The 24,490-nt window shown below is 61.9% G+C and carries 11 protein-coding genes and 1 pseudogene; 9 read left to right on the top strand and 3 right to left on the bottom strand.

Annotation, left to right across the window (positions count from 1 at the left end; all coding sequences use genetic code 11):
- Positions 1 to 129: 129 nt before the first annotated feature.
- The 5 genes from FF098_RS13325 (at position 130) to FF098_RS13305 (ending at position 16,719) form a co-directional block, all read left to right on the top strand.
- Positions 130 to 10,155, top strand: coding sequence for a hypothetical protein (locus tag FF098_RS13325; protein ID WP_155141258.1), 10,026 nt, complete (start codon positions 130 to 132; stop codon positions 10,153 to 10,155).
- Between the two features lie 51 nt (positions 10,156 to 10,206).
- Complete coding sequence (locus FF098_RS13320) at positions 10,207 to 10,629, top strand: hypothetical protein (RefSeq protein WP_155141256.1); 423 nt, start codon at positions 10,207 to 10,209, stop codon at positions 10,627 to 10,629.
- A gap of 128 nt (positions 10,630 to 10,757) precedes the next feature.
- Positions 10,758 to 11,840 carry a glutamine synthetase gene (locus FF098_RS13315; RefSeq protein ID WP_155141254.1) on the top strand — a complete coding sequence of 361 codons (1,083 nt, stop codon included), beginning with the start codon at positions 10,758 to 10,760 and terminating at the stop codon, positions 11,838 to 11,840.
- Between the two features lie 113 nt (positions 11,841 to 11,953).
- Complete coding sequence (locus FF098_RS13310; RefSeq protein ID WP_155141252.1) at positions 11,954 to 13,546, top strand: bifunctional AfsR/SARP family transcriptional regulator/alpha/beta hydrolase; 1,593 nt, start codon at positions 11,954 to 11,956, stop codon at positions 13,544 to 13,546.
- Positions 13,547 to 13,923: 377 nt separating this feature from the next.
- Positions 13,924 to 16,719 carry a YadA-like family protein gene (locus FF098_RS13305; protein ID WP_155141250.1) on the top strand — a complete coding sequence of 932 codons (2,796 nt, stop codon included), beginning with the start codon at positions 13,924 to 13,926 and terminating at the stop codon, positions 16,717 to 16,719.
- A 108-nt stretch (positions 16,720 to 16,827) separates the two neighbouring features.
- Here the strand turns inward: FF098_RS13305 and FF098_RS13300 are convergent.
- Positions 16,828 to 17,874: pseudogene (locus tag FF098_RS13300) on the bottom strand (homocysteine S-methyltransferase family protein); the annotation flags it as partial.
- 187 nt (positions 17,875 to 18,061) lie between these two features.
- Between FF098_RS13300 and FF098_RS13295 the strand changes: the two are divergent.
- The 3 genes from FF098_RS13295 (at position 18,062) to FF098_RS13285 (ending at position 20,744) form a co-directional block, all read left to right on the top strand.
- Entirely contained in the window at positions 18,062 to 19,309 is a 1,248-nt protein-coding gene (locus tag FF098_RS13295) for an MFS transporter (protein ID WP_166426523.1), read from the top strand.
- A gap of 53 nt (positions 19,310 to 19,362) precedes the next feature.
- The gene (locus FF098_RS13290; RefSeq protein WP_155141244.1) at positions 19,363 to 20,004 is read left to right on the top strand and encodes a glutathione S-transferase C-terminal domain-containing protein; all 642 of its coding nucleotides are present in this window, start codon (positions 19,363 to 19,365) and stop codon (positions 20,002 to 20,004) included.
- Between the two features lie 140 nt (positions 20,005 to 20,144).
- Complete coding sequence (locus tag FF098_RS13285) at positions 20,145 to 20,744, top strand: superoxide dismutase (RefSeq protein ID WP_155141242.1); 600 nt, start codon at positions 20,145 to 20,147, stop codon at positions 20,742 to 20,744.
- A gap of 69 nt (positions 20,745 to 20,813) precedes the next feature.
- On the opposite strand, the gene FF098_RS13280 is transcribed toward FF098_RS13285, so the two are convergent.
- On the bottom strand, positions 20,814 to 22,358 hold the full coding sequence (locus FF098_RS13280; RefSeq protein WP_155141241.1) for an alpha/beta hydrolase: 1,545 nt from the start codon (positions 22,356 to 22,358) through the stop codon (positions 20,814 to 20,816).
- A 216-nt stretch (positions 22,359 to 22,574) separates the two neighbouring features.
- On the opposite strand from FF098_RS13280, the gene FF098_RS13275 reads away from it, so the two are divergent.
- Complete coding sequence (locus tag FF098_RS13275; protein ID WP_155141239.1) at positions 22,575 to 23,441, top strand: PRC-barrel domain-containing protein; 867 nt, start codon at positions 22,575 to 22,577, stop codon at positions 23,439 to 23,441.
- An 89-nt stretch (positions 23,442 to 23,530) separates the two neighbouring features.
- Here the strand turns inward: FF098_RS13275 and kdsA are convergent, their stop codons facing one another.
- Positions 23,531 to 24,409: a 3-deoxy-8-phosphooctulonate synthase gene (gene kdsA, locus FF098_RS13270; protein ID WP_155141237.1), complete on the bottom strand. Its 879-nt coding sequence runs from the start codon at positions 24,407 to 24,409 to the stop codon at positions 23,531 to 23,533.
- Positions 24,410 to 24,490: the final 81 nt, after the last annotated feature.

Here is a 24,490-nt window from a genome sequence, read left to right as displayed (position 1 = left end):
TAATCAATTGTTAATGTTTTTGATTCGGCGCGATTCGCGCCGGCAGACCGAAGGGAGAGCGGTCTGAAGGATCAGCACTCCCTGACTGTAAAGAGAGTACGGCTCGCCGGCCGTATCAGGGGTATTTCCATGCTGACCAAAAGCCTTCGCGCCGCAATACTTGCCACCGGTGTATCTTCCCTCGCGTTGATCACGGCCTCGCCACTTGTGGTGACGCAAGCCATGGCGGCTCCAACGACCTGCGAGGACGATACCAACGGCACGGATAACAGTGCGAGTGCAACCGGTTCGCAAGCGACCGCCTGTGGGCAGGGCGCGACGGCATCGGGCACGTTTAGTTCTGCCTACGGCTATAACGCCAGAGCTTGGGGGGCACGCAGCATCGCTCTAGGCGTTAGCGCATTTGCCGAATTCGACTTTGCAACAGCAGTCGGTGACAGCGCCTATGCCAGTACGCGTGGGACAGCTGTCGGGGGATATTCCCATGCCGGGCAATGGGGTACGGCTGTGGGCCTTAGCGCAAATGCGTTTGGCGGATACTCCACGGCAATCGGGTCCTATCACGATGCCAATTCCGATGGCTTTACCCAGACCGGTGAACGGACGACCGCAAACGGCTTCGGTTCGGTGGCTGTGGGCAGCAATTCCTGGGCCGATGAGGATTACGCCGTCGCCCTGGGCTTCAAGGCAAGTGCCCAGAAACAGGATTCCATTGCCATTGGACAACTGGCCCAGTCAGCGTCGATAGATGCGATCACGATCGGCCGGGAAACATACAGCATCGGCTTCGGGGCAATTTCTCTCGGCGCTGATTCCTCCGCGATCCAAAGCTATACCACGGCTCTGGGGTATGGTTCCCAGGCTGGAGGACTTGGCAGTGTCGCTGTTGGCGCCGAAGCTAACGCCTCTGACGGCTTGTACAGCGTTGCCATTGGCGGCTGGCAGGACATCGATTCCGACCTGACGGTGGATTCCAACGAGATTACGACCGCAACCGGCCTGAACTCTGTCGCGCTTGGCTCCCGCGCTACAGCTATCGGCGAATCGGCCACCGCCATCGGCGAATTCGCCCAATCCCTGCAGGACGATGCTATCGCTTTCGGACGGGGCTCTTACGGGAACGGTGAAAAATCCGTGGCGCTCGGGACATTCAGCTACGCTGCTGCCGACGAGGCAATCGCTATCGGCCACTACAGTTCCGGCAACGGCCTGAACTCAATCGCCATCGGCGGCGCTGAAGATATCGATGAAAATGGCGGCTTCTCGTCCTTCGAGGTTGCCAATGCTCAAGGCGAGTACAGCATTGCCCTTGGCACAGCGGCTACCGTCGCCTCCGCAAATGGTATCGCCATCGGTCGTCAGGCAACATCCGACGGCGTCCATGCCGTCGCCATCGGGCCGGGCGCAGCAGCCGAGTGGTCATCCACCGTAGCCATCGGTCGCAATGCGACCGCCTCCAACTTTTCCAGTGTTGCCATCGGGTATGACAGCGATGCCCAGAACGCCAACAACGTCGCCATCGGCTCTTTTTCAAGTACCGGGGAACTCTACGGCACGGCTATCGGCTACAGCGCGCGCGCAGATCATCTGGACGGTACTGCCCTCGGCGCCCTCGCCATCTCTGATCAGGAAGGCGCAACCGCCATCGGTCATGGCACCACGGCGACCGGCTATCACAGCTATGCCGCCGGCAGCTGGTATGACGAAGACACTGATGGTGTGAAAGACGCCGGTGAGTACACCCGTGCTGCCGGCAATTTTACCACCGCTGTCGGCACGGGCGCGGTCGCCTTCAATCACCATGCGACGGCACTCGGCTACATGGCAGACGCAACTGCACAGAGCAGTATTGCCATTGGCCAGGAAGCAGAGGCCAACGGTGTTGAAGGTATAGCCCTCGGGCGCGAGGCATCGGTGCTGCTAACGGGCGGCACCAGCCTTGGCAGCTTCGCCGGCACCAGCGGTTCGTACGATATCGCCCTTGGGTACGGCGCAGATACCAATGTCGGCACGTCCAACAAGATCGCCATTGGGTCGTGGGCGGACAAGGATTCCGATGGCATAATTGATACTGGTGAAGTCACCTATGCATCGGGCGCCAATTCCATTGCCATGGGCCGCTGGGCCAGCACCAGTGGCAACAGTGCCGTTGCCATTGGTGATGCAGCCTCTTCAAGCGCCTCCGGCGTTGCGCTTGGCGGCTGGGTCGATACCAACAACAACGGCGCCGTCGACTCCTTCGAAGAGACGCGCGCACTGGGCACCGCCGGTCTCGCCCTTGGCGCGTCCTCCCTGTCGAGCGAGGACTACGCCATCGCGGTTGGCGCGACATCCCTCGCTGGCGGCGAGAATTCCATCGCCATGGGCGGCTGGTATGACATCAATAATAACGGCATCAAGGAAGGCGATGAAGCGACCGTTGCCCTCGCAGACTACAGCATGGCGCTCGGCACGCGAGCGAAATCCTATGGCGAGGACTCCGTTTCGCTGGGCAGCTTCTCAATAGCCTATGACGATGAATCAATCGCCATCGGCAAGATGGCCGTCGCCGGCACGTCGCCGGGCGAAGACTTCCGCCAGATCGCTATCGGCTCTGAGGCACAGGCGACAGGCGGCAACGCCGTCGCCCTTGGCGGCTGGGCCGACTATAACGAAGATGGCATTGTCGATGCGATCGAGCGCACCTCGGCAACCGGTCCGGGCTCGACCGCGCTCGGTACCGCGGCGCAGGCATCGGGCATCATCGGCGTCGCCGTGGGGGGTGGCGCGGTTTCCCAAGGCGATGGCGCGATTGCCATCGGCGGCTGGAATGACGAGAATTCGGACGGCATCCGAGATGCCGGCGAGTTCACGTTTGCAAACGGCACTGGCGCCATCGCCCAGGGGATTTCCGCCCAGGCAACGGGCCCTCTGTCGAGTGCTATCGGCGGCAATGCTGTTGCGACAGGCGTTGGTGCGACAGCGCTTGGCGCGACGGCCACAGCCGCGGGTGACACTGCGATTGCCATTGGCAACGGCGCAAACGCCCAGAACGCCTCTGCCACGGCTATCGGTTACAATGCCTCTGCCAGCGGTCCCCAGTCCTACGCCAATGGTGTGTTCTCGCAAGCAAATGGCACTGGCAGCATCGCCATCGGCGGCTGGATCGACTCCAATTCCGATTCCCTCGCCGATGCGGGCGAGTTCACCCGCTCTCTCGGCACCGGTTCCGTCGCGCTCGGCCTTACTGCCCAGGCACTCCATCACAATACCGTTGCCATCGGCACTGGTGCATCAGCCTCTGTCGACTCCGCCATAGCCATAGGACGCAACGCCGACAGTGCTGGTGGACTGAACATTGCAATTGGCGACTCTGCCTCGGCATCAGCCGTCGCCTTTGGCATAGCCATCGGTAATAACGCTGACTCCACAGGGCTTGCATCGCTTGCAGTTGGTGCTGGTGCAGAGGCCATCGGCGACAGATCCAGTGCCTTCGGCCCCTCTTCCACGGCGACAGGCGAAAATTCCTTTTCTGCAGGCAACAGTTCGCAAGCGCGCGGTGGCGAGACAGTTGCCCTCGGTTACGTGGCTATTGCCGGCACGCCTGCCGGTACGGAGAGAAGCGTCGCCATCGGGTCCCGCGCCAATGCTTCAAGCGCAAATTCCATCGCCATAGGCGGCTGGAGTGATCTGAATACGGATGGTTCTGTCGGCGCGAACGAACAGACGACCGCCAATGGCACCATGGCCGTGGCCATCGGCTCTGCGGCACGCAGCACAGGCAATTTCGCCAGCACGCTCGGCCCGCAAACCCTTGCCTCAGCCAATAATGCCACGGCAGCCGGCTATCTCGCCAGGGCAACGGGCGTTGCCAGCGCCGCTGTCGGGTATGAGGCCAATGCCGCCGGCCTTCAGTCTACTGCCTTTGGCCGCCAGGCGGCTGCGACAGCAAACTATACCTCCGCCTTCGGCCGTAATGCCGTCGCCAACAAGGAAGGCGCGACCGCCTTCGGGTCCAATGCGACAGCGTCCGGCGATGCCGGTGTCGCCGCCGGCCAGTTCGCGACTGCCTCTGGCGTTCGTTCGACAGCGCTCGGTTATCAGGCTGTTGCTGGCGGGCGAAATGCGTTTGCCCTCGGCTCGAACTCTTCGGCGAATTTCATCAACTCTTCTGCCGTGGGTAACGGCACGTCGACGATCCGCGACAACCAGTTCGCGCTGGGTAACCTGTTCAATACCTACACCCTCGCAGGCATCACCTCTGCTGCCTCCCTCGCCGCGCAAGGCACCGTCACCGGCATCATCACGACCGATGCCAATGGCAATCTCGCATCCGATGGCGGTGCGATGCAGACGCTTCTGAACAATCACGAAGCGCGCATCTCTTCGCTTGAAGGCGGCAGCGCAGCCCTGCTCACCTCGGCCTCACCTGCTTCGTCCTTCAGCACCGGTCCGCAGGACCCCGGCGCGCCGAGCGATCCGAATGCCGGCGGCAATGGTACGCCTACGGATGGCAGCAGCACAGAAGGCCCGCAAATGGCCGCCGTCGCCGGCCCCGGTGCGACCGCCAGTGGTGGCAACTCCACGGCCTTCGGCAGTCCGGCCACAGCCAGCGGTGCGCAAAGCGCCGCCTATGGCTATAGAAGCGTAGCATCTGGAGGCTTTTCCTCTGCCTTTGGCCGCAATTCGACAGCCTCAGGCTACGACAGCACCGCCACCGGCTCCTTTGCCGAAGCGACAGCCGACCGCGCCTCTGCTTTTGGATACGCTTCCTCTGCAGACGGCATTTACAGCACGGCCCTCGGTGCCAACAGCGAGGCCTCATCGGCATGGAGCCTTGCCGCCGGGTACCAGACACAGGCGACCGGCGAGAGTGCCGTTGCCCTGGGCAGCTGGATAGATCTCGACGAGAGTGGTATCGTCGATGCCAATGAGGTCGCCACCGCCGGGCTGGAAGCAACGGCTGTCGGTCCGGCCGCGCAGGCAACCGGCGAACGCACTGTGGCCCTCGGTCGAAACGCGGTGGCCACTGCCAGTGCGGCCACTGCCATCGGCACGAATAGCGAAGCGACAGGCTCCAACAGCTTTGCTGGCGGTTATCTCGCCGACGCCACGGGCGTTGCCAGTGCCGCAATCGGGTTCGAGGCCAATGCTTCGGGCCTGCAGTCCACGGCCTTCGGTCGCCAGTCTGCCGCAACGGCAGACTATGCCTCTGCCTTCGGTCGCAACTCCACGGCCTCGGCCGAGGGCGCGACCGCCTTCGGCTCCAACGCGACAGCCTCCGGCACTGCCGGTGTCGCCGCCGGCCAGTTCGCGACTGCTTCAGGCGTTCGTTCGACAGCACTCGGCTATCAGGCTGTTGCTGGCGGGCGCAACGCTTTCGCTCTCGGCTCGAACAGCTCGGCGAACTTCATCAATTCGTCCGCGGTCGGCAACGGCACGTCGACGATCCGCGACAACCAGTTCGCGCTGGGTAACCTGTTCAATACCTACACCCTCGCGGGTATCACTTCGGCTGCCTCCCTCGCGGCACAGGGCACCGTCACCGGCATCATCACCACCGATGCCAATGGCAACCTCGCCAGCGATGGCGGCGCGATCCAGTCGATGCTGAACAATCACGAAAGCCGCATCGCCTCTCTCGAGGGCGGTGGCATGGCCATCATGTCGTCAGCCTCACCCGCAACGTCGTCCTTCAGTACCGGTCCTCAGGACCCCGGCGCGCCAAGCGATCCGAATGCCGGCGGCAATGATACGCCCACGGATGGCAGCAGCACAGAAGGCCCGCAACTGGCCGCCGTCGCCGGAACTGGTGCGACCGCCAGTGGCAGTAACGCCACTGCCTTCGGCAGCCCGGCCACGGCCAGCGGTAGCCAGAGTGCAGCATTTGGATATGAGAGCGAGGCAACAGGCTCCTTTGCGACCGCCATCGGCTCAGGCACAGAGGCGACAGGCTATGGCGCAAGCGCTATCGGCAGCTATTCAACGGCTGCTGACCGGGGCACCGCTGTAGGCGCGGCAGCAAATGCTATTGGCTATTCTGCCACCGCGCTTGGGTATGACCCTGCTGCAGATGGAGATTACGCCACCGCACTTGGCTCTTACTCCTCTGCGAGCGGCGAATACTCACTCGCAGCAGGCGCCAGCTCCACCTCAAATTATGACAATGCTACCGCCGTTGGCAGTTTTGCCAACGCACAATCCTTGCGCGCCACCGCTATCGGCAACCGCGCGTTGGCGTCAGGCACGAAAAGCTTTGCCGGCGGCGACTATACACAGGCAACCGGGGAATCTTCCGTTGCTCTCGGCAGCTGGTACGATATTGACGGTGACGGGATCGTTGAACAAGGTGAGATCACACGGGCCACCGGTCTGCGATCGACAGCGATCGGCACTGGCGCCCAGGCAACCGGCAGTTATGCAGTCGCGATGGGTCGCAACGCCGACGCCATTTCGGCTTACACCACGACTGTTGGCACGAGCGCACAGGCAACGACAAGTTATGCTTCGGCATTCGGCTACAATGCCAATGCCGCTTCGAACCACGCTACGGCGGTCGGCACCCGGTCCGATGCGAGAGGTATATCGTCTTCCGCCTTCGGCGATACTGCTGAAGCGGATGCCGACTATTCAACCGCGCTCGGCGCGGACACATCGGCACTCGGCGCTGTCAGCCTTGCTGCCGGTTTCAGCTCACAGGCAACCGACATCAGCGCAGTTGCCCTGGGCAGCTGGGTCGATCTGGACGAGGACGGCATCCTCGATCCCGATGAGGTCACCACCGCCGGGCTGGAAGCAACTGCGGTGGGTGCTGCAGCACGGGCAACGGGCGATCGCACCGTCGCCCTCGGCCGCAACGCGGTGGCCAATGCCACGGCAGCTACCGCCATCGGCACGGATTCAGAAGCAACAGGCCTGAACAGCTTTGCCGGCGGCTATCGTGCGGAGGCTGCTGGCACCGCCAGTGCCGCGGTCGGTTTCGAAGCCAGCGCGACAGGCCTGCAGTCCACGGCCTTCGGTCGCCAGTCCGCCGCATCGGCAGATTACACCTCCGCCTTCGGTCGCAATTCCACCGCCTCGGCTGAAGGCGCGACCGCGTTCGGCTCCAACGCGACAGCTTCTGGCACTGCCGGTGTCGCCGCCGGCCAGTTCGCGACTGCCTCAGGCGTTCGTTCGACAGCGCTCGGCTATCAGGCCGTCGCGGGCGGACGAAATGCGTTTGCTCTCGGCTCGAACTCCTCGGCGAATTTCATCAACTCGTCTGCAGTGGGTAACGGCACGTCGACGATCCGCGACAACCAGTTCGCGCTGGGGAACCTGTTCAATACCTACACACTCGCGGGTATCACATCGGCTGCCTCCCTCGCCGCACAGGGCACCGTCACCGGCATCATCACCACCGATGCCAATGGCAACCTCGCCAGCGATGGCGGCGCCATGCAGGCGATGCTGAACAATCACGAAAGCCGCATCGCCTCTCTCGAGGGCGGTGGCATGGCCATGATGTCCTCAGCCTCACCCGCTTCGTCCTTCAGCACCGGCCCGCAGGACCCCGGTGCGCCGAGCGATCCGAATGCCGGCGGCAATGATACGCCTACGGATGGCAGCAGCACAGAAGGCCCGCAACTGGCCGCCGTTGCCGGCACCGGTGCGACTGCCAGTGGTACAAACGCCACCGCATACGGCGACGACGCCACCGCGAGCGGGAACTTTTCATCCGCCTATGGCAATTACGCCAACTCAGGCGGTGATTATTCGACCGCGATTGGCCGAAGCGCCAATTCCAGCGGTTATATCGGCACAGCAATCGGCTATAATTCTGTGGCGTCCGGTGATTCCTCGACGGCGGTCGGGCGCACATCCGTTGCCAGCGGCGACAGTTCAAGTGCCTTTGGCCGCTATGCTACGGCGTCCGGCGACAGCAGCGTGGCTCTGGGGCACTCAGCCGAAGCAACCATGGCTGACTCCATCGCGATTGGCAGAGATGCTGCAGCCACACATGGCTCGGCTATTGTCATCGGTACAGGAGCAGAATCTGGCGGCTTATATTCAGTCGCTCTTGGCTTCGGCAGTTCCACGGGCAATCTCAACACCGTAGCCGCTGGTTCTTACGCCAGTGCGGGCGGGATCAGTAGCACGGCAATTGGCGCCAACGTTTCTGCAGACGGTGACTATGCGGCCGCCTACGGAACATCCAATAACGCCAGCGGCTATGTTTCGACAGCGCTGGGGTACAACAACATCGCATCGGGTGATTCTTCCCTTGCCATCGGCCGCACATCGGAGGCAACTGCCAACAGTTCGGCCGCGATCGGCCGATATGCCCAGGCCACGGCAGATAGTGCACTGGCGGTCGGTTACGATGCAATTGCCACCATGGCTTCTGCCTCGTCATACGGCCATGAGGCAGAAGCCACAGGTGTGTCGTCTCTGTCGCTGGGGCATGGATCCCGCGCCGGGGGGCTGAACAGTCTTGCCGCAGGGCGCCTTGCCTACGCGTCGCAGGAAGGCACGGTCGCCCTGGGTGGCTCGGCGGAGGCAACGGAGCAATACGCCACGGCCATCGGCACGGATTCAGAAGCAACAGGCCTGAACAGCTTTGCCGGCGGCTATCGTGCTGAGGCTGCTGGCACTGCCAGTGCCGCGGTTGGTTTCGAGGCCAGTGCCACAGGCCTGCAGGCGACGGCCTTCGGTCGCCAGTCTGCCGCAACGGCAGACTATGCCTCTGCCTTCGGGCGCAACTCCACGGCCTCGGCTGAGGGCGCGACTGCCTTCGGCTCCAATGCGACAGCCTCCGGCACTGCCGGTGTCGCCGCCGGCCAGTTCGCGAGCGCTTCAGGCGTGCGCTCCACGGCGCTCGGCTATCAGGCGACGGCAGGCGGGCGCAACGCCTTCGCCCTCGGCTCGAATTCCTCGGCGAATTTCATCAACTCGTCTGCCGTGGGTAATGGCACATCCACCATTCGCGACAACCAGTTCGCTTTGGGGAACCTGTTCAATACCTATACCCTCGCAGGCATCACCTCTGCCGCCTCCCTCGCCGCACAAGGCCCTGTCACCGGCCTCATCACCACCGATGCCAATGGCAACCTTGCCAGCGATGGCGGTGCAATCCAGGCGATGCTGGCCAACCACGAGGCGCGCATCAACTCGCTCGAGGGCGGCGTCGCCACGTCCAAGGCCCCGGTCTCCTCCGCTGCAGCCTCCTCTGGTTCGAGCGCCACATCCGGCGCGTCGTCTCAGGAAAGCCCGCAACCACAGACCAAAACGTCTGCCACGCGGATCGCAGACAGGACCGACGGCTCGACCGGGTCCGGCTCTGAAGGTACGGATGGGACAGCACCCGAAAGCGTTGAAACAGCATCCACCGAGGCGGGTACGGACGAAACCGCTGACATCGAAGAAGATGGCCTGACTGCCGTGCGCCCTGAAAAGGTCGATGGCCCGCTGCAGGAAGAAGAAGCAGACGATGTCCTTGCCAGCCGCGAGGATGGCGATGAGCGTGACACGACCCGTACAGCCTCCACCGGCACCGGGACAGCCACGGGCATCGATCCGGTTGCCCAGACGACGGTCGTTACCGTCACGACGCCGCCATCGGCTGCTGCCATTGCCTCAGGCGCCAATGCCTATGCCGCCGGCAATGATGCGGTCGCTTCCGGTCAGGATGCGGTAGCCATTGGCAACACGGCCAGCGCCTCTGCCACGGGCGCCATGGCCCTCGGCGCGAATTCCGTTGCCAGCGCGAACAACTCTGTCGCCATCGGTGCCGGGTCTATCGCGAATGAGGCCAACACGGTCTCCTTCGGCACGGCCCTGTCGCCGCGCCGCCTGACCAATGTCGCGCCAGGCATCAACGCCACCGATGCGGTCAATTACGGCCAGTTCCTTGAGCTGGAGCAGTCGGTCAACAAGAGCATTGGTGTACTGAGCGATGATATCTCCCGCACCCAGGAAGGCGTCTCCATGGCGCTTGCCATGGCCGGCGCGGCTGTCCTCTATCCGGATGAAGACTTCTCTGTCTCTGCCGGCTGGGGTACGTTCGAGAGCGAACAGGGCGCGTCCTTTGCCTTCGCCCGCCGCATCAACGAGACCTGGTCCATCGATGCCGGTGTCGCTGTCGGCCTCAACTATGGCTCGACCGCCGGGCGTCTCGGCATCAGGGGTGGCTGGTAATCAGGGCAAATACCGATAATCTTTGTATCCAGTAAATTCATGAGGATGAGAATGATCAAGAAAACAGCGATCGCCGGTGTCTCGGCGCTCCTCGCCACGGCCATCATCGCCGTTGCCTGCAATCAGGAGACCAGCTCCGCCAATGCGCAGCAGCCTGAAGAAGCAGCCGAAGAGGCGCCACAGCGGGAATATCCGCCCAAGCCGCAATTCCAGCCGATGGAACTGCAGGCGCAATATCAGGGCCCGTTCGAGGATACGGTGATCCAGCGCTGGCGTGACCCGGTCGATGGCTCGGTCTGCTATCTCTACATCCCGGCGCAGGTCAGCCGCGAGCAGCGTGACGACTCGCCATTCCTCGATTACGGCAGCAACAATATCGGCTCTATCAGCTGCATCACCCAGCAGCTCGCGCTGCGCTCGGTCCCGGCTCAGCAGGGCGCACCGCAACAACAGCCGCCTGCTCAACAGGAATAATCTAAGGGGCCGCGAGGCCCCTTTTTTTACCCGGTTCCGACGCTTTTTCCACGTTGGCTGCAACGGTCATTCAAACGAAGCGATGCTTCTCTCAGGACAGAAGAGACCTGCCTGGAAGGAAGGCGCTGATGACATTTGCCGAATATATCTGGCTCGATGGTTCCGATCCGGTGCAGGAGCTGCGCTCCAAGACACGGACAGTCAGGCTGAAGACAGATACGCCAAAGCCCAGGGATTTCCCCGACTGGAGCTTTGACGGCACGGCAACAGGGCAGGCAGATTGCAGATATTCCGACTGCGCCCTGACGCCGGTCTGCGTCGTCAGCGACCCGACATGGGACGACCCGACATGGGACGGGGAGCACTATCTGGTCCTGTGCGAAGTCTTCAACGCCGATGGCACCAAGCATGTTACCAACACGCGGGGCGATCTGCGCTCCATCCTGCGCGCCGGGGCAGAAGGCGCAGATGCGTGGATCGGCTTTGAACAGGAATACACATTGTTCCGCGACGGCCGCCCGCTCGGTTTCCCGAAAGACGGGCTGCCAGAACCGCAAGGCCGGTATTACTGCAGCGTCGGTGCTGACCGGGCCTATGGCCGCAAGATCGCCAGGAAACATGCCGAGCTATGCCAGAAGGCAGGTCTCATGTTTCATGGCCTGAATGCCGAATCCCTTCCCGGCCAGTGGGAATTCCAGATCGGATACCGCGGAAATGACGGCGAGGATCCGTCCCTGCTCAACGCTGCCGACCATCTCTGGCTGGCCCGCTATCTGCTCCATCGCGTTGCTGAAGAGTACGGCGTCCTCGTCTCCCTCGACAACAAGCCGGTACAGGGCAACTGGCACGGTGCAGGCATGCATGCGAACTTCTCCACCCGCCAGATGCGTGAAGACAACGGCCTGACGGCAATCCACGACGCAGTGGAGCTTCTCAGCCGATATCATGGCCAGCACATTGCGGTGTATGGCGATCGGCTGGCCGAGCGGCTGACCGGCCAGCACGAGACATGCGCCATCACCGAGTTCAGGGTCGGCAACGCCGACCGTGGCGCGTCGATCCGCATACCGCTGGATGTCGAGCAGAGGGGGGCCGGGTATTTCGAAGACCGCCGACCCGGTGCCAATGCCGACCCCTACAGGGTCGCCGCACGCATCGCAGAGACGGTATGCATGATCGACACAGGCAGGCCCGCACAGGCCGCAGAGTGATACGCCGCCCAGCCAGACAGCCTTCGCAATAGCGAAACAGGCTGGTATCATATGGCTTGCCCCCCTGGCAGAAAGACTGCAACGATGGCATTTGTGCGTTGCGGGAAAGCAAAATGCTAAAAATCAATCTTCTTGGCCCGGTGGAGGTTTTTGTCGATGGCAAGGCCATGCCCCTTCCCTCTTCCCGCAAGACCCGCGCCCTCCTTGGCTATCTGGCCCTGTGCGCAACGCCGCAGCGCCGTGACCGGCTATGCGAACTGTTCTGGGACGTGCCGGACGATCCGCGCGGTTCCCTGCGCTGGTCCCTGAGCAAACTTCGCCCGGCCCTCAATGCAGGCGGCAGGATACGCCTCGTCACGGATCGCGAGCGTGTGCGGATCGAGACGGATTATATCGATCTGGACCTGCACAGGCTGCGCGACCTCATCAACGATGAGGCAGCGACACCGGACGCCCTGGCAGCGGGCTGGGCTCTCGCCGACCAGGTGCTGATGGAAGATTGCGAGCTGTCGAACCAGGACTATTTCACCGCCTGGCTGACCCGCGAACGCGAGGATCTGCAACGCCTGAAGGCCAGCCTGGCCCGCCGTCTGGCCCAGTCAGAGGACATACCCCGGGAGGATGCTTCCCGATGGGCGGACAGCTGGTTAGACAATGCACCGTTTGACAAGGAAGCCGCGCAATGCGTCGTCTCCAGCCGCCGGATGGTCGGTCAGGTAGAGGAAGCCGCCGCCCTTGCTGCCCGGATCGAGACCGAGTTCGAAGAAGCTGGCCTGAAAAAACCGGTCTGGGCCACTGCCCCCGATCGCGTTCAGCCTGAAGGCGGGACGATAGCAGACGATATGGATGGGCACAGGCTCGCCTCCCGACAGAAGGTGCGCTTCGTCAAGGCACAGGATGATGTCTCACTCGCCTGGGCCAGTATCGGCGATGAAGACAGTCCGCCGCTGGTCAAGGCCGCCAACTGGCTGACGCATCTGGAGCTCGACTGGGAAGCGCCGATCTGGAGCCCGCTTTTCCGCAACTTGGCGCAGGATCATCACCTTATCCGCTATGACGAGCGCGGCTGCGGCCTGTCCGACTGGGAAGTCGACGAGATCAGCCAGGACACATTTGTCAGCGATCTTGAGGAGGTGGTCGACTCGGCCGGGCTCGACCGGTTCCCCCTGCTCGGCATCAGCCAGGGCGCAGCCGTTTCGATCGAATACGCCGCCCGTCACCCTGAAAGGGTTACACACCTGATCCTGTTTGGCGGCTACCCGGCGGGCTGGCGTCATACAGCAACGCCGGCAGAGGTTCGCGAGCGAGAGGCGGTGATGGTGCTAACCGAAACCGGCTGGGGCCGCTCCGACCCGACCTATCGCAACCTGTTCTCCCAGACCTTCATGCCCGATGCCACGCCGGAAGAGCTGAAATGGTTCGATGAATTCCAGCGCCGCACGACATCACCGGAAAACGCAGTGCGTTTTCTCCATGCTTTCGCTGACCTCGATGTGCGCGACAAGCTCTCCTCTTTGAGTGTGCCCACCCTCGTCATTCACAGCCGCGGCGACCGGCGCATCCCCGTCTCCACCGGGCGTGAACTGGCCGCAGCCATCCCGAATGCCGAGTTCGTCAGCCTTGAAAGCAATAATCACCTGCTGATCGGGCGGGAGCCTGCCGCCCGCACATTCCTGAGCGTGGTACGGGAATTCCTGCGCGCTTAAACGCTCTCAAACGCAATTACCACGCGAATTTCGCAACTTTTCCAGCGTTATACCACGCTCAGTTCCACGTGGGTCCTGTCTGATCCTTCCATCACGAACCGGTTGAATGCGCCGCCCCGGCAGGGGCCGCACCGGCCGGTTCGCCGGAAGGAGGGACCAGATGCCGAGCTTTTTTCATCGCCCCGTTTCATCGACCCGTTTCGATGGCGACCGCAGCGCTTTGGCGTTGCAGCGCCCCTCATACCCTTTCAGCACTTGTATTCCCTGTACGGATTACCCCGGCAATGCGCGGCTGTTCGCGCTGCCCGGCACCCAACCACAACTCTACTCAATCCATAACTTGAAACCTTGAACCACCAGCTCTCAGGAGGAATTCCATGTCTATGCTTACGAAAAAATCCCATCTCTATCTCGGCGCATCCGTGCTTGCCGTCTCGATGCTGTTTGCCGTCTCAATCCCGTCACCGGCCATGGCGCAGGACGTGTGCGTCGACGAGGCCGATGAAACCGAAGGTAATCCGAGTGCTGAGGGTGAAAATGCCATAGCCTGCGGCGCCGACGCGACGGCGAGTGCTGACGACTCCGTAGCAATAGGCACCAACAGTCTGGCGTCCAGTGGTGGTGCAGTTGCAATCGGCATTAATTCTCAGTCTACCCGCATTAATGCGGTAGCGATAGGCAACAATGCAAAGGCGACTGACAATGGCTCGGTCGCAATCGGGATCAGTACCAACTCTAATGGAGATAATTCCGTCGCAATCGGGCGCTTCTCGACGGCATCAGGAAACAATTCCTTTGCGATGGGGTCCAACTCCCAGGCACGAAACCAGGGCTCCATTGCTGTGGGGCAGAACGCGCGTTCTGAAGATGGCGATAATGGCATTGCCTTTGGCGGTAATGCAAGATCAAGAGGGACGAACAGCACGGCCCTTGGGTTCTTCGCGCGCGTAGAAAATGCCAGCAACGCCACGGCGATCGGGTCGCAGACCTCGACAACCGGCCAGTCGGCCATTGCAGCCGGTGGCTGGTTCGATTTCAATGGCGACGGCATCGTTGATGCTGATGAAATCACCAAGGCCTCCGGCCTGCGTTCTTCTGCATACGGTGCTGCCGCCCAGGCGACTGGTGAATCCTCAATCGCGATCGGTGATGGCGCGAGTGCCACGGACTTCATAGGCATCGCGATCGGCAAGGAGGCAGAAGCGACCAGTCAATCCATGGCGTTGGGCAATGGCGCGATCTCATCAAACCTGTCGTCTATCGCCATTGGTAACCTCAGCACAGCTTCAGGCAATGTCACGGTAGCGATTGGATTTGTCTCAACCGCAAACGGGTTGTTTTCCACCGCAGTCGGGGGCACCTCTCAGGCAGCCGGAAACTTCTCGACGGCCTTGGGCTATGGTGCGGCAGCAAAGGCTAACCAAAGTGTCGCGTTAGGCCATGTCAGCGAGGCCGAAGGAGTGTCTTCCGTGGCCTTGGGCGACAGGGCTGATGCATTGTCCGATTTCTCTGTCGCCCTTGGTTCGCAGAGCGTGGCAGGCGGTTTTGCCTCCATTGCCGCCGGTCTTGAGACCCGCGCCACCGGTGACAACGCGCTGGCCATGGGCAGCTGGGTTGACCTGAATGAAGATGGCGAGGTCGATGAAGGCGAGCTCACCACGGCAGGCCTAAGGGCAACGGCGCTCGGCGCTGCGGCACAGGCGACCGGGGAAAATTCTGTCGCTCTCGGCGTCAACGCATCAGCCGATACGCTGAACAGCGCCGCTGTTGGCAACGCCGCAAATGCCAGCGGTGCCGCCAGTGCTGCTGTCGGGTTCCAGGCCACCGCCTCCGGCGTACAGGCGACGGCCTTTGGCCGCCAGTCTGCTGCAACGGCCGATTTTGCCTCCGCCTTTGGCCGCAATTCCGCGGCCTCGGCAGAGGGCGCGACCGCCTTCGGCTCCAACTCTACGGCGTCCGGCACTGCCAGTGTCGCTGCGGGCCAGTTCGCGTCGGCCTCCGGCGTTCGCTCCACGGCGCTGGGCTTCCAGTCTGTCGCCAGTGGCCGTAACGCCTTCGCCCTTGGCTCCAACTCCTCGGCGAACTTCATCAACTCGTCTGCCGTCGGCAATGGTACATCCACCATTCGTGACAACCAGTTCGCCCTGGGGAACCTCTTTAATACGTACACCCTCGCAGGCATCACCTCGGCTGCCTCCCTTGCGGCTCAGGGCACTGTCACCGGCATCATCACAACCGATGCCAATGGCAACCTCGCCAGCGATGGCGGTGCAATCCAGGCCATGCTGAACAATCACGAAGCCCGCATCGCCGAGCTCGAAGGCGGCAGCACGCCTCCTGCGGAACCCGTCGACGTCGTAGCGGAATCGCAAACACCGGCTGAAACCTCCGACACACCGCAGGCCAGCCCGCAACCGGCAGCGCAGGCGAAGACCTCTGCCGCACGGTTCGCTGACCGGACCGAGAGCACGACCGAGGCAGCCTCGGACGATGCGCAGGAAACGCCACGTTCGGCGCACACCGCCACTGGCTCTCTGACAGGCTCACTAACGGGCACCGCACCGGTCGCCCAGGCAAGTGTCGTCACGCCGGTTTCGGCCGCGGCCGTCGCCTCCGGCACCAACGCCTATGCCGCGGGCAATGATGCGGTCGCGTCCGGCGAGGATGCCGTTGCCATCGGCAACACGGCCAATGCCTCGGCCACGGGTGCCATCGCCCTTGGCGCAAACTCCGTCGCCAGCGCCCCCAACTCGGTTGCCATCGGCACCGGATCTGTCGCAAGCGAGGCCAACACGGTCTCCTTCGGTACGGCCCTGTCGCCGCGCAGCCTGACCAATGTCGCCGCTGGCGTCAACACGACGGATGCGGTCAATTACGGTCAGCTGCTCGATCTGGAGAGCGATGTGAACCAGCGCTTTGCCGGTATCAATGAGGATATCTCGAAGACCCAAGAAGGCGTCGCCATGGCACTCGCCATGGCCGGCACTGCCATTCTGTACCCGGACGAGACATTCTCTGTGTCTGCAAACTGGGGCACGTTCGAAAGCCAGCAGGGCGCAGCCTTCGGCGTCGGTGCCCGCCTCAGCAAGACATGGACCGTCGATGCCGGGCTGGCTGTCGGCTTCGACTACGGCTCCACCGCAGGCCGGGTCGGCATTCGCGGCGGCTGGTAATCGGCAAGACCCGATAGTCAGCATCAATACAATAATGCAAAAAGGGGCCTCTCAGGGGCCCCTTTTTCGTATCCGGCTCGACCGTTTCGCCGATCAGCCCGCCATCTTGAACGCTTCAAGGCCGGACAGGCGCATGGTGGTTTCCAGCTCCGGCACCTCTCGCGGCGCCTTGCCCTTCACTGCCTCGACAAACGCCTTGATGTGACCCGGCGTCGTGCCACAGCACCCGCCCAGCACATTGATCAGCCCGCTATCGGCCCATTCCTCCAGATGCTTGCGCATGCTCTCCGGCGTCTCGTCATACTCGCCGAAGGCATTCGGCAGGCCGGCATTGGGATAGGCGCAGACGAAAGTGTCGGCGACGCGGGCGAATTCGGCCACATAAGGCCGCATCAGGTCCGGCCCGAGGGAGCAGTTGACGCCGATGGTCAGCGGCTTTGCATGGCGTACAGAGTTCCAGAACCCTTCCGGTGTCTGGCCCGACAATGTGCGGCCCGACTGGTCGGGGATCATGACCGAGATCATCAAGGGCACACGATAGCCAACCTCCTCGAACACATCCTCCATGGCGAAGACGGCGGCCTTCGCATTCAGCGTGTCGGTGATCGTCTCCAGCAGCAACAGGTCGACGCCGCCCTCGATCAGGGCACGGACTTCCTCTGCATAGGCCTTGTGCAGCCCGTCGAAATCGACATTGCGCGCACCGGGATTGTTCACGTCCGGCGACAGGGATGCCGCCCGGTTGGTCGGGCCCATCGCCCCGGCGACGAAGCGCGGCTTGTCGTCGGTCGCGAACTCATCCGCCGCCTCGCGCGCCAGCCTTGCGCCCTCGCGGTTCATCTCAACCGCGATGTCTTCCATCCTGTAGTCCGCCTGCGCGATGGTGGTGGAGGAGAACGTGTTGGTCTCGATGATGTCCGACCCGGCCTCAAGATAGGCCTTGTGCATGCGGGTGATGACGTCCGGCTGCGTAACATTCAGCAGGTCATTGTTACCCTGCACATCGCATTCCCAGTCGGCGAAGCGCTCGCCACGATAGGCAGCCTCGTCCAGCTTCTCCTTCTGGATCATCGTCCCCGCCGCCCCGTCGAGCACGAGGATGCGGGATTTCAGCGCCTCAAGCAGCTGTTTCTGGCGGGTTTCGCGATCGGACATGGCAGGCTCCTGTAGCAATTTCTCGCAACATATAAAGATATCTTTATATGTTGGCAAGTCAGATGAGGCGGTGCATCGGCAATCGTTGCCAACTGGAACAGTCGCCTTGCCGCAGTGCAGCATCGGGTATAGGTAAGTCGCGAGAGCCAATTTCGTCAGCCACTCCCGTCAGGATCATCCCATGGGCATGTTCGAGCTCCTCCGCCGGGAGCCGCGTTTCATCGCTTTCGGCTTCATGTACACCTTCGGCTCCTCGGCCGGGCAGACTTTCTTCATCTCGGTCTTCGTGCCGTCCATCGCCACGGCGATGGCGCTGAACGATGCGGAGTTCTCCTTCATCTATGCCGGGGCGACCATTGCCTCGGCCCTCGTCCTGCCGCTGCTTGGCAAGTTCATCGACCGGACGGACCTGTTTCACTATGGCGCCATTGTCGGCGTCGGGCTGACGCTCGCCTGTTTCTTCACGGCCCTTGCCACCGGCCCCTTGATGCTGATCGCCGGCATCTTCCTGTTGCGCCTGTTCGGCCAGGGACTGATGAGCCATACGGCGATCACCGCCGCTGCACGCTGGTTCGGGCGTGACCGGGGCAAGGCACTGGCGCTCACTTCCCTCGGCCATGCCATGGGCGAGGGCCTATTGCCGGTAACCGCCGTCGCGCTGATCGCGCTCGTCGGCTGGCGGTTTTCCTTCATGGCGTCGGGCATATTGCTGGGTCTGCTCGCGGCCGGCACGGCGCTTTACTGGATCAGGGCGCAGGCCGATTTCCGCCGCCCTTTCCAGAAGGACGGCGCGAAGGCGGCGAGCGGCGATGCGCCCGGCATCCTGTCGATCCCGTGGTTCTGGGCGAACCTGCCGCTCTATATCGCCTCACCCATGATCCTGACCGCGCTGATCTTCCATCAGGGTGCCATCGCCGAAGACCTCGGCAAGACGCTGGAGCTGTTCGCTGCCTCTTTCGTCATTTTCGCTGCTGTCCGCGTGCCCGGCTCCCTCGTCGGCGGGCCGCTGATCGACCGCTTCTCCGCCCGCTTCCTGATGCCGATCCATCTGGTCCCGGCCATTGCCGGTATTCTGGTGCTGATCTTCTGGCACTCGACGCTGGCCGTCCTGATCTACATGGCACTTGCCGGGTTCACCAACGGGCTCGGCGGCACGATTCGCCAGGCGGTGATCGCCGAACTTGTCCCGGCTGAAACGCTTGGCGCGGCACGCTCCCTCACCTCCTCCATGATGGTGCTGTCGACGGCGGCAGGCCCGGCCATCTATGGCGTCCTGCTCACCGGGCTCGGCTTCCTGCCGCAGACCGGCGCGGTCGGCCTGTTATGGATCTCGGCGCTCTATTTCGCGGGTTCCAGCCTGGTCGGTGCAGCGGCGAACCGCTTCCTGCCCGCCGGCATCGCAGATGAAGAAGAGGCCCCGCTCACGCCTTCCTGAATGGCGCTGTCCGTCAGCCTGCCTATCTACAGACGAACAAAGGAGCATACCCCATGATCGATCTCTACACCTGGTCCACCCCGAACGGCCGCAAGGTCTCCATCATGCTGGAGGAGCTGGGCCTCGACTATGACGTCCACCCCGTCAACATTCTAGAGGATGAACAATTCGCGCCCGACTTCCTGAAGATTTCGCCGAACAACAAGATCCCGGCCATCGTCGACCGCAACGCACCGGAGGGGCCGCGCTCCGTCTTCGAGTCCGGTGCCATCCTCATCTATCTCGCAGAAAAGACCGGCTCGCCGCTCCTCGCCGCCGAAGGACCGGCCCGCACGGCGGCGATGGAATGGCTGATGTTCCAGATGGGCGGCCTCGGGCCCATGCTCGGCCAGCTCGGCCATTTCACTGCCTTCGCGCCGGAGACCGTGCCTTATGCCATCGAGCGATATACCAGGGAGGCGTCGCGCCTGATCGGCGTGCTCGACAAGCGCCTTGGCGACAATGACTATCTCGCGGGCGATGCCTATTCCATTGCCGATATCGCGGTCTATCCGTGGATCAAGTCACTAGATTTCTATCAGGAAAAAGCCAAGGAGCCGATCACGCTGCCGCCTGCCCCCAATCTCGACCGCTGGGTAGACCGCATCGGCACACGGGAAGCCGTCCAGCGTGGCATGGCCATCCCGAAGGTCTGATACTCCTACTTGAGAGCAATTATCAATCGGAACCGGGCGCCGCTACTGTCCGTTGCCCATTCATCAGCACGATTGACCTTTCAGCCGAGGGGATTAGGTATATCCCATCGGTTTCACACCAAACGAGAGAGGATTATCCCATGTCGATTTCCCTGCCACCGCTTCCGTATGCGGAAGATGCCCTGGCCCCGCACATCTCTGCCGAAACGCTGTCATTCCACTATGGCAAGCACCATCAGGCTTATGTGAACAAGACCAATGACGCCATCAAGGGCACGCCGCTCGACGATGCCTCGCTTGAGGAGATCGTCGTCCAGGCCAAGAAAGACGGCAATCAGGGCCTGTATAACAACTCCGCCCAGGTCTGGAACCACACCTTCTATTGGGAAGGCATGAAGCCCGGTGCCGGCGGCAAGCCGACCGGCGCGATCGCCGAAGCGATCGAGAAAGACTTCGGCTCCTATGAGGAGTTCAAGGACAAGTTCGCCGCAGCGGGCGCCAACCAGTTCGGCTCAGGCTGGGCATGGCTGATCGCCAAGGGCGGCAAGCTGGAGATCACCAACTCTCCCAACGCCGTCAACTATCTGGACGATTCCTCGGTCACGCACCTCTTGACCATGGATGTCTGGGAGCACGCCTATTATCTCGACTACCAGAACGCCCGGCCGAAATATATCGACACCTTCCTCGATGAGCTGGTCAACTGGGACTTCGTCAACGAGAACCTCGCCAAGGCATAACGGCCTTCGAGGCGCAAACAGAAAGCCCCGCCAGACCGGCGGGGCTTTTTTTTTCGTATGGGATGTTTTCTAGAACGGCAGGACGCAGGAATTGTCTGGCGCTCCGCCACCCTTGATATATTTCCAGTATGGCCTGCCATTATAGCACTGGCGCACGAAATTGCCGTTGCGCGCCTCCGGCATGAAAGCCCCGCCGCGCAGCAAGGCCTCGAGATCGGCAATCGTCACCTCGCTCTCCACATAGTCGGCATGGTTCACACCGAAGAAGTTCGACAGGATGCCGGTATTCACATCGGTGATGTCGATGGTCATCGCCTCGTCGAAGATCGACGGCCCGAGATTTTGGTCGATCAGCCCGATACGGGATTTCACATCCTCTCCGCCTGACGAGCCGAAGCCCGGTGTGCGCAGGAACCGGGAGAAAGACACGGCCTTGTCATCGCTGGATGTATAGATCGTCAGTTCACCGACGAGCCCGCGCGCCGGTTCGATCCAGCGGCGGAACAGCTCCCGGTCGAGATCCCCGGCAGCAAACAGCGATCGCTCGAAGAACGGCTCGTCATCGCCCTCGATCAGCGACAGCCGGTTTATCGCCTGCGCGGCGAGCCGTGTACCCATGGAGTGGGCGACGAGATAGATCTTGGTATCCTCGCCCACGCTCTCGCGCACCAGCTGCAGGAAGTCGGTCAGCGGCGCGACCGAGATATCCGCATCGTCCTGGTCCGACAGATATTCCAGCGTCGAGCCATTGGCAGGCCATGAGAAAAAGAACGTCGGCCCGTCATAATCCATGTCGAACTTCATCTGCGCGGCGCGGAATGCCGCCGATCGGAAGGTGACGTTGAAGCCGTGGACGAAAACGAGCGCGGAGTTCTCGTACTCCGTCGCTGCCGCCAGCTCCGCCCCGACCAGCCGCCTGAACGAGGTCGGGTCCTGTTCGTCCCAGCCCCAGATCGCGAAATACTCGTCCCGGTCGGCCATGGTCACCGACTGGTTGGCGTTGGAAAGTTTCTTTACCGGCGAGCCGGGCATGTTCAGACGTTCGATCGGCACGGTCACAGTGACGACGCCGAGGGTCGATTTTCCAGCAGCCCGCCCCCCGAACAATACCTGGCCTGCCTCACTCGGTTCTTCATTACGGTTTGTGCCGAAGAACAGGTCCACGCAATCGAAACTCGATCCGTATCCGGCACTGTCGATACAGGCACCACTGGCGGTTGGCCCCGCCATGATAGCTGGCTCTGCCATTGCCATCTCACGCTGGGCCATTTCACGTTGGGCCATCTCGGCTTCCGCCCTCGCACGGGCTTCTGCCTCTGCCCGCTGGCGCGCTTCCATTTCGGCCTCGGCCCGTGCTTCGGCTTGCGCCCGCTCTCTCATCGCCGCTTCCATTTCTTCCTGGCTTTGCTTGGACAGCGCAGGTGAACGGTCTGGCTGCGGCGACGGTGCTGGCGTCGGGGCCGGGGCCGGTTCGGCCACAGGGGCAGGCATTGGGGCCGACATTGGCGGCGGCGGTGCCATTACAGGCTCGGGAACATCCGACATGGACGTACAGGCAGAAACCGCAACAGCGGCTGACAACAATATCCAGGACGCGTTGAAATAGCGGAGCATATCCTTCCCCTCGGCTTACTCGCATTGTCTTTATGCGGGGGAAATATGCCCTTTGTTGGGCACGTCTGCAACGCCCGTACCGCAAGCGGTCGCTCACTCATCAGGGGCATGCTGCCCTCTTATCTTAACAGCTTTTAAACTGCGGATTGATGGTCGTCGTGAACTGGTTGCAAAAACACCGTGTTCGTCAGCAGTTCTTAGAATGGAGAATTGACCATGAAAAAGATGCTTACAATGACGACCGCCCTGTTTGCCGTTGGCGCGCTTGCTGCCTGTGGCAATTCGACGGACACCGCCAGCAACTATGATGAAGACACCGAGATGGCGGCCGAAAACACCTATGGCGAAAACGCCGAGACCGAAATGGCATCGGTGGATGAAGACACCCAGGGCGGCTATGGCGCAGATGCCACTGTCGCTAACCCCACGGGCTACAGCGCATCGGGCGACCTGAGCGAAACCGAGCGTCGTGACCTTGACCAGCGGCTTGCTTCGGCAACGACGCCCACCATCGATTACAACGGGAATACCTACATAACCCACGCCGCTCTGAATGCACGTGATGTGACGGGTGCTGACGTTATCGGCGAAGATGGTGAAGTCGTTGCTTCGGTGAATGACGTCATCGTTGACGAAAATGGCACGGCGCAGATGCTGGTCCTGTCTTCCGGCGGCTTCCTCGGCCTCGGCGACAAGCAGATCACCGTGGACTTTGCCCAGGCCACCATCGAAATGGACGAGGATGAAGCCCGCTTTGTCACATCCCTGACCGATGAAGGCATCGACAGTGCCGCCGAGTTCGACGACCAGTCTCTTGAAGGCGAAATGCTGATGCGTGTTTCGGAACTGCTTGGCGATGAGGTCATGCTTGGTTCTGCGGATGCAACGGAAACGGCATCCGTCTATGACCTGATCATGAATGCCGATGGGGAGACCGAATATGCCGTGCTCAGTACCGGCCTTGCCAGTGATCGATATCTTGTCGAGTTCAATCAGCTTGAGCCCGGCGCTGATGAGAACGAATGGATGATCTCCATGACGTCCGACCGTCTGATGACGGAAGATCGTATCACCTATCTGTAAGATAGATCCCGACACAAGAAAAAGGCCGCTCCATCGGGCGGCCTTTTTTATTGCGTGGCCTCACTCAGCCAGGGCTTTCAGCGCAAAAACTACTCAGCGAAAAAGTGCAGGTTCTGGCGCTTTTTCGTCAGGGCGTCGATCTCTTTCAGCTCCGTCAGGAACTGCTTCAGCAAATGCAGTGGGATCATGTTCGGCCCGTCTGACGGCGCATTGTCCGGGTCCGGGTGTGTCTCGGCAAAAATGCCTGCAACGCCAACGGCAACCGCCGCCCGTGCAAGCGTCGGGACCATCTCCCGCTGGCCGCCGGATGTGCCGCCCTGCCCGCCCGGTTGCTGGACGGAGTGGGTGGCATCGAAGATAATCGGCGCGCCGGTATCCCGCGCCATGGTCGGCACGCCGCGAAAGTCCGTAACCAGAGTATTGTATCCGAAGCTCGCGCCGCGCTCGGTAATCAGCACGTTCGGATTGCCGGCATCGGTGACCTTCTTCACGACATTCTTCATGTCCCACGGCGCAAGGAACTGCCCCTTTTTGATCTTCACGACGCGGCCGGTCTCGGCGGCGGCGAGCAGCAGGTCTGTCTGCCGGCACAGGAAGGCCGGTATCTGCAAGACATCGACAACTTCAGCCACCGGCTTGCACTGGGCGCGCTCATGGATATCCGTCAGCACGGGAACGCCGAGTGTCTCGCGGATTTCGGCAAACACAGGCAGCGCATCATCGAGTCCGACACCACGGGCAGACGACAGGCTGGTCCGGTTGGCCTTGTCGAAGGATGTCTTGTAAACGAAACCGATGCCCAGTTCTGTCGTGATCTCCTTGATGGCGCTCGCCACTTCCAGCGCATGCTCACGGCTTTCCATGGCACAAGGCCCGGCAAACAGCATGAATGGAAGATGGTTACCGATCTGCACATCGCCGGCGTTGGCCTTGATGGTGACGGTAGAATTACCCAATACGGTACTCATGATATTCTCCTGAATTCAGGCGCGCCTGACATTCTCGCTCGACAAAAACAGTATTCACAATTAACAACCATGTCATTCTAT

The organism is Aquisalinus luteolus, from assembly GCF_009712425.2.
Classification (GTDB): domain Bacteria; phylum Pseudomonadota; class Alphaproteobacteria; order Caulobacterales; family Parvularculaceae; genus Aquisalinus; species Aquisalinus luteolus.
Note: the sequence above shows the minus strand (reverse complement) of the source record. Positions and strands in the feature narration are given on the sequence as shown.